Below are 13,807 nucleotides of genomic sequence, written 5' to 3' on the forward strand. Positions count from 1 at the left end.
AGCCCGGCGCGTTACGCCACGGAGGCGGCGACTGCGTCCACCATCGCCTTGACGTTGTTCAGGCCGTAGCCCACGACATACCAGCCGGCGGGGTCAAGGTTGATGACCTTGTTGTTCTTGGCGGCATTGGTGGACTTGACCAGTTCATTGTCCAGGATCGGGTTGGCCGCCGAGGCATCCGCGCCGGTGGCGGTGTCGCGGTTGATGACGTAGAGGAGGTCCGGGTTGGCCTGCCTGATGTATTCGAAGGAGATGGCCTCGCCGTGGCTGCCGTCAACCTTGACATCGGCGGCGGTGGGGACGCCCAGGACGTCGTGGATGATCCCGAAGCGGGAACCTGCGCCGTAGGCGGTCACTTCACCGCCGGAGGTCAGGACGATCAGGCCCTTGCCGGCGGTGGCCGCCTTGGCCTTGGTGTCAGAGACGATGGCCTCGACTGCCGCGAGCTGATCTTCCACTTCCGCCGACTTGTTGAAGATGGTCCCAAGCTTTTCAGCCTGGGCCTTGAAGCTTTCCATCGGCTGGGCTGCATCAATGGACAGGTCGATGGTGGGTGCGATCTTGCTCAGTTCCCCGTAGGCGCCCGCGGTGCGGCCGGAAATGATGATGAGGTCCGGGTCGCCCGCGCTGACGGCTTCGAAGTCCGGCTCTTTCAGTGAACCGATTTTGGCGTACTTGACGTCCGAGTACTTTGCCAGCGCTTCAGGGTAGGCAGCTTCCGGCACACCTGCAGGCTCAACACCGAGCGCGTCGAGGGTGTCCAGGACACCAAGGTCGAAGGTGAAGACCTTGTCCGGGTTGACGGGCACGTTGGCGGTGCTGCCTTGCGCGTGCTCCACGGTGATGGTCGGGGATTCTTCAGCCGAAGTGGCCGTCGCGCTTCCTCCGCAGGCAGTGACGGTCAACAGCGCCGCTCCCGCAGCCAGTGCCCCCAGGTAGCTCGAAAGCTTCTTCTTCACGGTTTCTCTCCAGTCGGCTAATACGTCACATCTTCGTTGCCTAATAGCCCAGAGCCTATAAGTAAGGGAAGGCTAACTTCAAAATGAAAGCCCCCGCATTCCTTCATAAGTGGGAGAGATCACACAGAACGACGCCGGCACTCAAGAGGAATGCCGGCGTCGTCCTTGCGGAAGGGTTGGTCAGGCGGGAGTCCGGGCCACCTCGGCCTGGCGTTCTTCCACCAGCGTGGCGACCGCGTTGAACAGCGGGTGCTCCCGCTCCAGGCCCGTGATTTTCGCGGTGGCGTCGGCAGGGCTGCTGGATGCCAGGATGCCAGCCAGTTCAATTGCTTCGGCGTCGGCGGGATCGTTGAAGCGCAGGGCAGCGGCGATGGCGCCGAGCAGCGCCTCCGGTACCACTCCGCGTTCAGCGAGTTCGGCAGCGGGGCCGATGAACCGCTCGTGCCGACCCAGCTTCCGCAGCGGCGCACGGCCCACGCGGGTCACGGTGTCCGGCAGGTATGGATTGGAGAAGCGGACCAGGATTTTCTGGACGTAGGCCTCCTGCTCGTCGTTGCTGAAGCCGTGCTTGCGGACCAGGAGCTGTTTGGTCTCCTCGAGCACCGCCCGGACGTCCTCGGCAACATCCTGGTCCGCCATGGCGTCCGAGATCTTCGCCATGCCTGTCTCGAAGCCGAAGTAGGCGGCCGAGGCGTGGCCGGTGTTCACCGTAAACAGCTTCCGCTCAATATAGGGAGAGAGGTCGTCCACGAAGGTGGCACCGGGAATCACGGGGGCCGAGTCGCCGAAGGCCTTCCGGTCGATGACCCACTCGTAGAAGGATTCCACGGTGACGTCCAGGCCCTGGCCGGCTTCCTGGTTGGGCACGATCCGGTCCACAGCCGTGTTGGCGAACACCGCTTTGCCGTCCAGCGCCCCGGCGGCGGCCCCCGGCTGGGAGGCCACCTCTTTGGCCAGGATGTCCGTGGCGTTGATGGCGTTCTCGCACGCCATCACCTGCAACGGCGCGAGGCCGGGCGCCCTGGCCACGATGCCCTTGGCGATCACCGGGGCCACGAACTTGAGGATGTGCGGCCCCACGGCGGTGGTCACGATGTCCGCCGTCGCGATTTCCGCGATGAGCTCAGCTTCCTGAGTATTGGAGTTCAACGCCCGGAAGTTGTCCACGGCCCGCACGGCCGGGTTTTCGCCCACCTCATGTACGGCGTAGCTGTCTGCAGCCGAGAGCTGGTTGATGAGCTCCTCGGCGACGTCGGCGAACACCACCTCATAGCCTGCGTCGTGCAGGAGCAGGCCCACGAAGCCGCGCCCGATGTTTCCGGCCCCGAAATGTACTGCCTTCACTATGCGTTGACCTTTCCGAAGAGCTCCAGGATTTCGTCCTCGGACGTTGCGGCCTCCAGCCGGGCCACCTGCTCCTTGTTGGTGAACACCTTCGCGATGGAGGACAGGATATGCAGGTGCTCGTTGTTGACGCCGGCGACGCCCACCACGAACTTGACCTGCTTGCCGTTCCAGTCGATGCCTTCCGGATAGCGGATCACGGACACCGCGGACTTGCGGATGTGGTCCTTGGCCGCGTTGGTTCCGTGCGGGATGGCCAGGAAGCTGCCCATGTAGGTGGACACGGACTGTTCGCGCTCATGCATGGCCCGGACGTAGTCCTCGTCCACGGCACCGCGGGCCAGCAGGAGCTGCCCGGCTTCGTCGATGGCGGCGTCACGGGTGGTGGCAGAACCGTTGAGCACCACGCTTTCGCGCGCCAGGATCTCACCCGTGCCCGCCTCTGGGGCTTCGGATTCAGAGCGTCCGACGGCGGTGCCCGCGGCTGCAGTTCCGGCCGCGGCAGCCGTTGCCGGCCCTGAGGCGGAGGCTCCGCCGGGAGTTCCCGCTCCGGCGTCCGGGCCCTCGGTTGCCGTGCTGCCCTCGGTGTTGCTTTCCCGGACCAGCTCGACGATTTCGTCGTACCGGGGGCTGTTCATGAAGTTGTCCACTGAATAGTGCACGGCACTGGACGTGGCGGGCTTTGCACGTTCGGTGAGGTCCTGGTGGGTGACCACAACGTCGTACGTGTCGTTAAGGTTGGCGATGGAGGCATTGGTGACCTTGACGTCCGGGAACCCGGCAGCCTTGATCTTGTTGCGCAGCACCGAGGCGCCCATGGCACTGGAGCCCATGCCGGCGTCGCACGCGAACACGATGTTGCGCACCGGGCCGGCGAGGACACCCACTCCGCCTGCGCCGGCAGCTGCGCCGGCACCGGTGAGGGTGGAAGCGACAGTGCTCTTCTTTCCCTTCATCTGCTCCATGCGGGAGGTGGCGTCATTCAGGTCCACCTCATCGCTGTGCTTCGTGGTCTTCATGATGACCGAGGCCACCAGGAAAGAAACGGCAGTTGCGAGCAGGACCGCCAGGATCACGCCGAGGTAGCTGTCCCTGGAGGTCTGGGCCAGCACCGCGAAGATGGAACCGGGGGCGGACGGCGCCACCAGGCCGGAGTTGGTGATGGCCAGGGTGGCGATACCGGTCATGCCGCCGGCGATCGTGGCCAGGATGAGCAGCGGGCGCATCAGGACATACGGGAAGTAGATCTCGTGGATGCCGCCCAGGAAGTGGATGATGGCCGCCCCAGGCGCCGAGGCCTTGGCTGCCCCTTTCCCGAAGAACATGTAGGCGAGCAGAAGGCCGAGCCCCGGGCCGGGGTTGGCTTCGAGCAGGAACAGGATGGATTTGCCCTGTTCGAGGGACTGCTGGATGCCCAGCGGGGTGAGCACGCCGTGGTTGATGGCGTTGTTCAGGAAGAGGACCTTGGCCGGCTCAATGAAGATGCTGGTGAGCGGGAGCAGGCCGTTGTTGACCAGGAACTGGACCACGTTGCCGGCGCCGGTGCTGAAGGCCGAAACCAGCGGGGCGATCCCGTAGAAGCCAAGCAGCGCCAGCACGGCACCCCAAATGCCCGCCGAGAAGTTGTTGACCAGCATCTCGAATCCGGGGCGGATCTTGCCGTCCCAGATCGAGTCGATCTTCTTCATGGTCCAGCCGCCCAGCGGGCCCATGATCATTGCACCGATGAACATGGGAATGCCGGCGCCGATAATGACACCCATGGTGCCGATGGCGCCGACGACGCCGCCGCGGACGTCGTAGACCATCCGGCCGCCGGTGTAGGCGATCAGGAGCGGCAGCAGGTAGGTGATCATTGGCCCCACCAGGCCGGTGTTGGGCTGGCCGTTTGTCTCGCCGAAGCCGCCCAGTTCGGGGACGGGGATCCAGCCCTTCTCGATGAAGAGGGCCGTAATCAGGCCCCAGGCAATAAAGGCCCCGATGTTGGGCATGATCATTCCGGACAGGAAGGTCCCGAACTTTTGGACGTGCACACGCGCGCTGGTGCGGGGTTTTGCAACTGTCTCTGTTGCCATGTGATTTCCTAACCGTCATTCCTGCGGCTCCGCAGGATGGTCCGATACTTACGACGACGTTCTACTGGACGTTCTGGCGCTTTAGCCCGCCGGGCTGGTGGAGATGCGGTGAAGCCATTCGAGGAAGAGCTTGAGCTCCGAGCTGGAGAGCTGGTCTGAGTGCGAGGCCTGAAGTGCGGCGTTCAGGGCAATCGCTGCCACCACCACCGATGACTTTCCGGTGTCTCCCGGGGCCGCGCCATTGGCGGGCTCGGCGGACACCGCAAAAATCATGGCGTCCCGGGTCATGGTGGACAGTTCGAGGTTCCGGTCGGAAGCGGGCTCCGCAATCAGCATCAGCGTCACGCCCACGTTGGCGGCCAGGATGGACCTGGCTGCTTCCCGGGGCTGGACGTTCAGTTGGCCCGCTACCGCTGCTTTGTTCAGCATCTCCTCCATCAGCGCCTCGGCATCGGCCACGATGGCGGGGCGGCTTTCCGGGCGGATGTTGCCGAACATCACCAGGTACAGCTCCGGCTGGTTGAGGCCGAACTGCACGTGGTTGTCCCACATTCTCCGGATATCCTCAAGCGGCTGTCCGGACGGGGCGAAATCCCTTTCGCCCGCAACATACTCTTCAAACCCTGCGGCGACGACGGCGTCGAACAGACCTTCCTTGTCACCGAAGTGGTGGTAAAGCGTGGGAGCCGATACCCCGGCCCGCTGCGTGATCTGGCGCGTGGAGACCGGCGAGCCCGCAGAGTTTGCCAGCAATTCCGCCGCTGCACGGAGCAGCCGCATTTTGGGGGGAAGCTGGCCATCCAAACTCATAACCGCTACCCTAGCACCTATAGCATTGCTATATGAACTGACTCACATACAATTTTTTTCAGGCACGTTTCCCGCCTGGCGGACGTAGCAGTCCACGGGCGGACCGGCATGGCGCCGGATGTACCGGCGGGCCTGGCAAACGGAAGAGAATGAGGACCTTCAGTGCAGAACTTCCCAGGAGTAGGCGTCAGTCCAGGCCGCGTCATCGGCACCGTCCGGCAGATGCCCAAACCCATCAGCGAACCGCCGGCCGGCGCGCAACTCGCACAGGACACCACCGCAGAGGAAGCCACCGCTGCCTTGAAGGCCGCCTCCCAGGCTGTGCATGACGAGCTGAAAGCGCGTGCTGCGCATGCCACCGGCGACGGCAAAGCAGTCCTGGAAGCCACGGCACTGATGGCCAAGGACACCATGCTGATCAAGGGTGCCGCCAAGCTCGTCGCCCGGGGCACGTCGGCCGAGCGCGCCATCTGGGAGTCCGGCTCCTCCGTCTCGGAAATGCTTCACAACCTGGGCGGCTACATGGCCGAGCGTGCAACCGACGTCCTGGACGTCCGTGCACGGATCGTGGCCGAGCTGCGGGGGGTGCCTGCCCCCGGCATCCCCGCCTCCAGCACACCCTTCATCCTCGTGGCCGAGGACCTCGCCCCGGCGGACACCGCCACCCTGGACCCGAACAAAGTCCTGGCGCTGGTCACCTCCGGCGGCGGCCCGCAGTCCCACACGGCCATCATCGCCCGCTCCCTGGGCCTTCCTGCCGTGGTTGCCGCCGTGGGCGTGGACCACATCGCGGACGGCACCGAAGTATATGTGGACGGCGCCGCAGGCACTGTCACCGCAGAGCCGGATGAATCCCTGCGTGCCGCTGCCGAGGCTTGGGCAACCACCGCATCGCTGCTGGCTGAGTTCACCGGAACAGGTACGACGGCGGACGGCCACCAGGTGCCGCTCCTCGCCAACGTGGGCGGCGGCAAGGACGCCGAAGCGGCCGCCAAGCTCGGCGCCCAGGGTGTGGGTCTGTTCCGCACCGAGTTCTGCTTCCTGGAACGGGACACCGAACCCAGCGTGGAGGAGCAGGCCGCGGCCTACAAGAGCGTTTTCGACGCCTTCCCCGGCAAGAAGGTGGTCCTGCGCACGCTTGACGCCGGCGCGGACAAGCCGCTGCCCTTCCTGACCGACTCCACCGAACCCAACCCGGCCCTGGGCGTCCGCGGCTACCGCACCGACTTCACCACGCCCGGGGTCCTGGACCGCCAGCTGGAAGCGATCGCACTGGCGGCGAACCAGTCAGAGGCGGACGTGTGGGTCATGGCACCCATGATCTCCACGGCCGAGGAGGCTGCACGCTTTGCCTCAATGTGCGCAGACGCCGGCATCAACACACCCGGCGTGATGGTGGAGGTTCCCTCCGCGGCCCTTACTGCCGAAGCGATCCTGCGTGAAGTGGGCTTCGCGAGCCTGGGCACCAACGACCTCACGCAGTACGCCATGGCCGCCGACCGGCAACTGGGCCCGCTGGCCAACCTGAACACCCCCTGGCAGCCGGCCGTCCTGCGCCTGGTGGGCCTGACCGTGGAAGGCTCGCGCGCTGAAGGCAACAACAAACCCGTGGGCGTCTGTGGTGAGGCCGCGGCTGACCCGGCCCTCGCCGTCGTACTGACCGGACTGGGCGTGAGCACCCTGTCGATGACAGCGCGCTCCCTCGCTGCCGTGGCAGCTGTCCTGAAGACGGTGACGCTTGAGGAGGCGCAGCAGCTGGCAAAGCTGGCCCTGTCCGCCCCGAGCGCTACCGAGGCGCGGGCGTGGGTCCGCGAAAAGCTGCCCGTGCTGGAGGAACTGGGACTCTAGTCCGCGGCGCTGGGTTCAGGCCGGGACGCCGAAACCGTCCACCGCCCGGACCCAGCCGCTGATGGCCTGAGCCGAGGCCACCGGTGCCGTGTGCTGGAAAACGTGGCCCTGGCCCAGGACTTCGTCCATGCTGCCCTGCTGGGCGGCAGTGGAGAGTTTGACGCACCAGGAACGCCGGGCCACCGGGTCCTTGGTGCCGCGGAGGACCAGGACCGGCTGGCGGACAGACACCAGCCGGTCCTCCATCGGGTACTGCATCATCACCGGCAATTCCGTCAGGTACCACCGTGGGCCCGCACGGAAATAGTCGCTGAAAACGATCGCGTTGGAGGTCAGGGACTCGCATAGCATGGCGTCCCTGGCCAGTGACATCGCCTGCTGGGGCACCGTATTCCTGCTGGAATCCACCACGGGCCCCATCAGCACAGCCGCGGCCACCCGGCCTGGATCCCGGAGCGCCAGTTCAACCGCGAACTGCGTTCCCATGGAGTGGCCCACCACAACGCAGGTTCCAACCCCTTCGTCCGTCAGCACAGCACTGACAAATGCCGCAAAGTCCTCTACCTGCAACTGCCGGTGCGGCCTTGCTGCCTTCCCGAAGCCGGGCAGGTCGAAGGAGTAGACGTCAGCCACTTGAGCCAGCTCCCGGTGCAGCCTGGCCAGGTAGCGGTGCGAAACACCGATGCCATGCAAAAGCACGTAGGCGTGGCGCACTTCTGCCTCCACGCTGGTTCCGGGTTCCTGGACGGACGCGTAAAGCCTCCCCTGCAGACCGCCGGCTTCCACGTTCCGGCCACCACTCAATGCCATCAGCCGAGCATACCGCCGGAGCCGCTGCAGGCCCGATAGGCTTGGCCCATGGCACTGATTGCTCCCAGGATGGCCGCCGCCCTCCCGCCCGAGGAAGCCGAGAAGCTTCAGCGGGCCCTCGCGGGCAGCGACGACATCACGGTCTTTGTGGACGGCACTGTCCACCGGCTCCCGCCCTTGGCGAGGGATGCCGTGGTGGACCTCCTTCAGCGGTTCAGCCGCGGCGAGGCCGTCACGGTCAGCAGCTTGGAGGATATGCTGACCACCTCCAAGGCTGCGGAGCTGGCGGGAATCTCCCACACGTACCTGCGCAACATGACCGACCGCGGCGAGATTCCGGTCGAGTACCGCGGCAGCCACCGCCGCATTCCACGGACCGCCATCATGGCCTGGCTTGAGGAACAGAAGAAAGTCAGATCCGCGGACGGGCCGCCCAGCGCCGCATCTTAAGGGCAGAGTGGAGTTCCAGCCGGGGCATGCCCTTCAACGGATCCACCCCCAGCAGCTGGCGGATCCGGCCCAGCCGGTTATAGATACTGCTCCGGTGCAGGTGGAGTTTGGCGGCGACGTCCTGGACGGAACCATCGTTGTCGTAGAGGAGTTCCAGGACCGGGATGAGTTCGCTGTTGCGGTCGTGGTCCTCGAGCATACGGAAGTAGACAGAGCTCGGGTCCACCCAGGCGCCCGCTCCTCCCCCGGCTGATGCCAGCAGTTGATAGACACCGGTGGACCGGCAGTCCACGAGTTCCCCAAGCTGCGGATCCACCGCAGCCGCCTGTGCTGCCAGCTTGGATTCCCGGTAGGCCTCGGCGAGTTCGCGTGGCCTGGCGAATCCTTCGCTGATGCCAAGGATAATGCGGTGCACGGGACGGCCTGAGCGTTTGGCCAGCTCCAGCTGGTAGTGGACCAGCACCTGGGCATGGTTGGCCCGGCCGGTGGATTCGCGGAAGAGCACCACCGAGTGCGTTTCCGTTCCGGCGCTGAAGAGGGCGGCGTCCACACCGATGGTCGCCTGAAGCGCTGCGGAGCGGTGGATCAGGGTGCTGGCGATGGGGTCCGGGCCGCCCGCCCAACCGTCGGCGTCCAGCACCGTGACCATCTGCCACGGCCCGCGGCCCTGGATTTCCTTCCACCCGGCCACGGCCGCCACCGCGTTCTTCTCCCCCGCGCACGCCGCCAGGAATTCCCGTTCGCGTCCCCGCCGGAATTCGGATTCGGCGGTGTTGGAATCGAGCAGCAGCGCCGAAAGCATTTCAAGCTCGTTGGCGACAGCGGGCAGCTGGGTGAGGATCGCCGTCGGATTCTCCTCCACCGATTCCTGCTGCACCCACAGGTAGCCCACCCGGAAGCCGCGGACCATCAGCGGGACACAGACGCGGCCCAGCATGCCCAGGTGCGGGTTGGCGGGAACCACCACCGGGCGGACGGCGGTAGCGATGCCGTGGGACAGCTGCCAGGCGCTGACGTCCGCCGGCACTTTCTTGCTGAGCAGGAAGTTCACCCGAACGCGGTCGGCGTGGGACTGGTTGGAGCTGTAGGCGAGCAAGACCCCGTCCAGGTCCTCCAGGGAAAGCCCTCGGCCCAGCTTCTGCGCCACCTGCTCGACCAGTTGTTCCACACCCTGCTGCTGCATGGGCCAAGACTACTGCTTTCAGAGTGCGCGACACGAACGGACACCAGGCGACACTTGCCGCCCCCAGGCTGGACAAACGTCGAGTCGTCGGCGGCAGAATCCGCGCAGTGGCGCGGTTCCAGTCCGGCGCCTTTTGGCGCTTTGTGTTGGCTGGCTCACAACCGGATTTATCGTGGAAATACGAAATCCTTCCGCACTTTTCCGGCTGACCGGCCGAGAACCTGGAGCCCACGATGATCATCGGTGTCCCCAAAGAAATCAAAAACAACGAATTCCGGGTAGCCATCACCGCTGCCGGCGTCCACGAGTTCCGCACCCACGGCCACACCGTGCTGGTGGAACGCGGCGCAGGACTGGGCTCAGGCATCACCGATGAGGAATACGCCATTGCCGGCGCCGAAATCGTCAACGAGGCCGATGACGTCTGGGCCCGCGCGGACATGATCATGAAGGTCAAGGAGCCCATCAAGGCCGAATACCACCGCTTCCGCAAGGGCCTGATCCTCTTCACCTACCTCCACCTCGCCGCCGAGCCCGAACTCACCCGTGAGCTGATCAACTCCGGCGTCACCGCTATCGCCTACGAAACGGTGCAGGAAGGCCGCACCCTCCCGCTCCTGGCCCCCATGTCCGAGGTGGCCGGCCGGCTCTCCGTTCAGGTTGGCGCCGCCTCACTGATGGCACCCGCCGGTGGCAAGGGCGTCCTGCTGGGCGGCGTCCCCGGCGTCCGGCCCGCGAAGGTGGTCGTCCTGGGCGCCGGCGTTGCCGGCACCAACGCGGCAGCCATGGCACTGGGCCTCGGCGCCGACGTCACCATCCTGGACATCAACATCAACCGCCTCCGCGAACTGGACGCCCAGTACCAGGGCCGGCTCAAGACGGTGGCCTCCAACAAGTACGAGATCGAAAAGTCCGTGGTGGATGCGGACCTGGTGATCGGCTCCGTCCTGATCCCCGGCGCCAAGGCCCCCAAGCTCGTCACCAACGAGCTCGTGGCCCGCATGAAGCCCGGCTCAGTCCTGGTGGACATCGCCGTGGACCAGGGCGGCTGCTTCGAAGACACCCACCCCACCACGCACCAGGAACCCACCTACAAGGTCCACAACACCATCTTCTACTGCGTGGCCAACATGCCCGGCGCCGTGCCCAACACCTCCACCTACGCCCTGACCAACGTCACCCTGCGCTATGCCGTGTCCCTGGCCAACCTCGGCGTCAAGGCCGCCTTCGACCGCGACCCCGCCCTCGCCGCCGGCCTCAACATCGCCGCCGGCCACGTGGCACACCACTCCGTCTCCGAGGCCCACAACCTGCCATTGGTCAAGGATTGGCACGAACTGGTTTCGGCTTAGGCCAGTCCGCGCGCCTGTTCTATTAGCTTGAGGGCCTCGACGGCGTCTTCCGGGTTTACCGGGAGGGGTTTGGGGGAGTCGGCTCCGCCGTCGAGGATCTTTTCTGCCAGGATCCGGTAGAACTGCGGGTAGGCCCCACGTTCGGTGGGCAGCGCGTCCAGGTGGCCGTCGCGGCCCAGGACCCCAGCCCATTCCGGCGCCTCCTCGCCGTACTCGTCGTCGAGGGGGCTGCCGCCGGCAACGATGTACGGCTCCTGGGGATCAACCCCGTTCTTGGTGAACGCCCCCACCGAACCCAGGACACGGAACCGTGCACCCTGCTGCGCGCACAGCATATTCATGGTGAGGTGGCTCAGCACCCCGGACTCGTGCCGAAGGACCAGGAAGACGTCGTCGTCAGCCCGTTCGTCCTGCCGCCTGGCCTTCAGTTCCGCATGGACCACGGTGGCGGGACCGAACAGCAGGAGGGCCTGGTCGATCAGGTGGCTGCCGAGGTCGAACAGCACGCCCCCGCCGTCCGCCGCAGTGGCGTGCGCCTTCCAGGCCTTCGCGATGGTGGGTGACCACCGCTCGAAACGCGATTCGAACCGGGCCACCTTCCCCAGCGCCTGCGCGGCGAGGAGTTTCCGGAGCGTCAGGAAGTCGCCGTCCCAGCGCCGGTTCTGGAACACGGTCAGCACCCGGCCGAGCTCACGGGCCAAGGCCGTCAGCTCCTGCCCTTCGTCGCTGCTCACGGCGAACGGCTTGTCCACCACCACATCCAGCCCGGCCTCCAGGGCCGCCTTGGCGAGCGGGTAGTGGGTGGCGGGCGGGGTGCCCAGCACTACCAGGTCAAGGTCAGCAGCGCGCGCAAGGACAGCGTCGCCGTCGTGCACTGTCCTCACTCCCGGATAGCGGGCAGCGGCCGCCTTCTGCCGCTCCGCATGGGAGGTGGCAATGACGTCCAGTGAGTAACGCCCGTCCGCCCCGATCAAGGGGGCATGGAAGACGCTGCCGGACAGCCCATAGCCGACGACAGCCGTACGGATGGTGCGCTCAGCTTCAATCCCGGTCATGGGACTACGCTACTCCCGCACGCTCTCTCACTTAATGGCCCTTAACCGCCAACGCTCTCTCGCTTCCTTGAAGAAAGTGAGAGAGCGTTGCGGGAAAACCCACGTTAAGTGAGAGAGCGTTGCGGGAAAACCCGCGTTAAGTGAGAGAGCGTCCCGGGGCGGGGTTACTTCTTTTCCCAGCCGAGGGTGGTCCAGTCCGGAACCTGGGACAGGCTCTGGAACAGGGACGGTCCGTAATTGGCCAGCCCGGTGCGGACAAAGGAGATCTGGGGGCCGTTCATGACCACACCCATGGAGAAGTACTTCGCCATGTGCTCCTTCTCCACGTCCATGGCTGCCTTGTTGCGCTCGGCGTTGTCCGCAATGGACGTCAGCTCCGCGATCCTCTTGTCCAGTTCAGCATCGCCCAGGCCGTTTTCATTGGTCTTGGAGTCGTAGTACTGCTTGACGGCGGACGTGGCGTCAGGGCCAACCGTGTAGCCGGAGACGCTCATGTCGAAGTCGCGGCCGCCGATGACCTTGCCGAAGTCGGCGGAAGCACGCTGGTCGATACCGACGTCCATGCCGCCTGCCTGCAGCTGCTTCTGCAGGGTCTGGGTGAAGGCAAGGGTGGTGGGATCGTCGCCGAAGTTGCTGATCTTGAAGGCCGCGGGCTTGCCGTCCTTCTCCATGATGCCGTTCGCGTTCGCCGTGTATCCGGCGTCTGTGAGGACCTTCTTGGCGGCGTCCGGGCCGGTTTCCTTGACCGGGTAGTTGTCCTGGTAGTACTCGGAGAACGGCAGGACCATCATGGACCCGGAGCTGGGCTCTTCCCAGTTCAGGCCGTTGAAGCGGACTTTTCGGAGCGCTTCGCGGTCCACCGCGGCGAAAATCGCCTTGCGGACTGCCACGTCGGTGATCTTCTGGGCATTGATGTTCATGCCACCGGCGAAGAGCCGCTGGCCGCGGCGGACCTCGGAGTCCTTGGTGCCCTCAAGCTGCTTGTAGAGGGCGATGGTGTTGGCGGACATGGCGTCGATTTCGCCGTTCTTGAACGCGGCGATCTGGGCGCTGGTCTCAAGCTGGCGGAATACCACGTTCGCCAGGACCGGTTTGGTGCCCCACCATTTCTCGTTCGGCACCAGGCTCACGGTCTTGGCGGCCGCGTCATACTGGTCCACCTTGAACGGTCCCGCCATCCACTCCGGGTGCATCTCGCCAACGAAACCCTCATTGAAGATTTGCGGGCTGTTCACGGCCGGGTGGATGAGGCCAAAGTAGAGGTCTTCCAGCGGGTAGACGGGCTGGCTCAGCGTGGTGATGACTTCCTTGTCGCTGCTGCCCGCCTCCACGGACTCAACAAAGGCGTAGGACCCGGACGTGACGATGTCGTACCCGGGATCCGGGCTCTTCAGGATGTTCCAGGTGTTCTGGAAGGTCTTGACGTCAATGGGAGTGCCGTCATTGAAGGTGGCTTTGTCGTTGACCTTGACGGTGACGATCTGTTTGCCGTCCTTCACCTCGCTCTCCACAGACTCGCAGAAATCCTTGTTCGGCGTGGCCTTGCCTTCGAAGTCCACCTTCCAGCAGCCGCCGATTCCGCCGCCGGAGACCGCCACAGGGTTGATGGGCGCCATCAGGGCCGAGTTGTCCGAGCTGTTGCCGTTGTTGGAGAACCCGTTGAAGTCCGGGCCGATGCTGCCCAGCGGAAGGGTGACCTTCCCGCCCTGTTCAAGATCGGCTGCCGGCTTCTCGTTGATGCTGATGAGCTTGGACAGATCGCTTCCTGCCTCCTGGCCCTTGGCCGTTTCCGGTCCGGTGGCGCCGCCACCGCCGCAGGCAGTCAGGGTCAGAGCCGCGGCAATAGCCGCCACTCCGCCGATCTTGGTCAGATTCCTCATGGTGTTCCCTTCGTTGTTGCGGGTGGTGATGCTGGTGACAC

The 13,807-nt window shown here is 65.3% G+C and carries 11 protein-coding genes; 3 read left to right on the top strand and 8 right to left on the bottom strand.

From position 1 onward, the window contains the following. Positions 1-11 precede the first annotated feature (11 nt). The 4 genes from BACI348_RS00305 to BACI348_RS00320 all read right to left on the bottom strand — a co-directional run bounded on the left by BACI348_RS00305 (position 12) and on the right by BACI348_RS00320 (position 5,188). Positions 12-959, bottom strand: a complete 948-nt coding sequence (locus BACI348_RS00305) for a siderophore ABC transporter substrate-binding protein (protein WP_159823429.1) — start codon at positions 957-959, stop codon at positions 12-14. 180 nt (positions 960-1,139) lie between these two features. Continuing rightward, positions 1,140-2,303, bottom strand: coding sequence for a mannitol-1-phosphate 5-dehydrogenase (locus tag BACI348_RS00310; protein ID WP_159823430.1), 1,164 nt, complete (start codon positions 2,301-2,303; stop codon positions 1,140-1,142). Then, positions 2,303-4,378: a PTS mannitol transporter subunit IICBA gene (locus BACI348_RS00315; protein WP_159823431.1), complete on the bottom strand. Its 2,076-nt coding sequence runs from the start codon at positions 4,376-4,378 to the stop codon at positions 2,303-2,305. The genes BACI348_RS00310 and BACI348_RS00315 overlap by 1 nt, the downstream gene beginning before the upstream one ends. 81 nt (positions 4,379-4,459) lie before the next feature. Beyond that, positions 4,460-5,188 carry a TetR/AcrR family transcriptional regulator gene (locus tag BACI348_RS00320; protein WP_159823432.1) on the bottom strand — a complete coding sequence of 243 codons (729 nt, stop codon included), beginning with the start codon at positions 5,186-5,188 and terminating at the stop codon, positions 4,460-4,462. 162 nt (positions 5,189-5,350) lie between these two features. Between BACI348_RS00320 and ptsP the strand changes: the two genes are divergently transcribed. Next, positions 5,351-7,036, top strand: a complete 1,686-nt coding sequence (gene ptsP / locus BACI348_RS00325) for a phosphoenolpyruvate--protein phosphotransferase (RefSeq protein WP_159823433.1) — start codon at positions 5,351-5,353, stop codon at positions 7,034-7,036. A 15-nt stretch (positions 7,037-7,051) separates the two neighbouring features. Here ptsP and BACI348_RS00330 read toward each other — a convergent pair whose 3' ends face one another. Continuing rightward, positions 7,052-7,846, bottom strand: coding sequence for an alpha/beta fold hydrolase (locus BACI348_RS00330; RefSeq protein ID WP_159823434.1), 795 nt, complete (start codon positions 7,844-7,846; stop codon positions 7,052-7,054). A gap of 48 nt (positions 7,847-7,894) precedes the next feature. Between BACI348_RS00330 and BACI348_RS00335 the strand changes: the two genes are divergently transcribed. Beyond that, positions 7,895-8,296, top strand: coding sequence for a helix-turn-helix domain-containing protein (locus BACI348_RS00335; RefSeq protein WP_159823435.1), 402 nt, complete (start codon positions 7,895-7,897; stop codon positions 8,294-8,296). Here BACI348_RS00335 and BACI348_RS00340 read toward each other — a convergent pair. Next, positions 8,259-9,479, bottom strand: coding sequence for a PucR family transcriptional regulator (locus BACI348_RS00340; RefSeq protein WP_159823436.1), 1,221 nt, complete (start codon positions 9,477-9,479; stop codon positions 8,259-8,261). The genes BACI348_RS00335 and BACI348_RS00340 overlap by 38 nt on opposite strands. Positions 9,480-9,712: 233 nt before the next feature. Between BACI348_RS00340 and ald the strand changes: the two genes are divergently transcribed. Continuing rightward, on the top strand, positions 9,713-10,831 hold the full coding sequence (gene ald / locus BACI348_RS00345) for an alanine dehydrogenase (protein WP_159823437.1): 1,119 nt from the start codon (positions 9,713-9,715) through the stop codon (positions 10,829-10,831). Here ald and BACI348_RS00350 read toward each other — a convergent pair. Next, positions 10,828-11,886 (bottom strand): Gfo/Idh/MocA family protein, encoded by a 1,059-nt coding sequence (locus tag BACI348_RS00350; RefSeq protein WP_159823438.1) that lies wholly within the window; start codon positions 11,884-11,886, stop codon positions 10,828-10,830. The two genes, ald and BACI348_RS00350, sit on opposite strands and share 4 nt — an antisense overlap. Before the next feature lie 164 nt (positions 11,887-12,050). Next, positions 12,051-13,766: an ABC transporter family substrate-binding protein gene (locus BACI348_RS00355; RefSeq protein WP_159823439.1), complete on the bottom strand. Its 1,716-nt coding sequence runs from the start codon at positions 13,764-13,766 to the stop codon at positions 12,051-12,053. Between the last annotated feature and the right edge of the window lie 41 nt (positions 13,767-13,807).

It is taken from the genome of Arthrobacter sp. 9AX (assembly GCF_902506095.1).
Lineage (GTDB): Bacteria > Actinomycetota > Actinomycetes > Actinomycetales > Micrococcaceae > Arthrobacter.

What these genes read in the sequence shown, in the direction of transcription:
- BACI348_RS00315 (WP_159823431.1), bottom strand. Translation starts at nt 4,378, where the DNA reads ATGGCAACAGAGACAGTTGCAAAACCCCGCACCAGCGCGCGTGTGCAC.
- BACI348_RS00320 (WP_159823432.1), bottom strand. Translation starts at nt 5,188, where the DNA reads ATGAGTTTGGATGGCCAGCTTCCCCCCAAAATGCGGCTGCTCCGTGCA.
- BACI348_RS00330 (WP_159823434.1), bottom strand. Translation starts at nt 7,846, where the DNA reads ATGGCATTGAGTGGTGGCCGGAACGTGGAAGCCGGCGGTCTGCAGGGG.
- BACI348_RS00335 (WP_159823435.1), top strand. Translation starts at nt 7,895, where the DNA reads ATGGCACTGATTGCTCCCAGGATGGCCGCCGCCCTCCCGCCCGAGGAA.
- BACI348_RS00340 (WP_159823436.1), bottom strand. Translation starts at nt 9,479, where the DNA reads ATGCAGCAGCAGGGTGTGGAACAACTGGTCGAGCAGGTGGCGCAGAAG.
- ald (WP_159823437.1), top strand. Translation starts at nt 9,713, where the DNA reads ATGATCATCGGTGTCCCCAAAGAAATCAAAAACAACGAATTCCGGGTA.
- BACI348_RS00350 (WP_159823438.1), bottom strand. Translation starts at nt 11,886, where the DNA reads ATGACCGGGATTGAAGCTGAGCGCACCATCCGTACGGCTGTCGTCGGC.
- BACI348_RS00355 (WP_159823439.1), bottom strand. Translation starts at nt 13,766, where the DNA reads ATGAGGAATCTGACCAAGATCGGCGGAGTGGCGGCTATTGCCGCGGCT.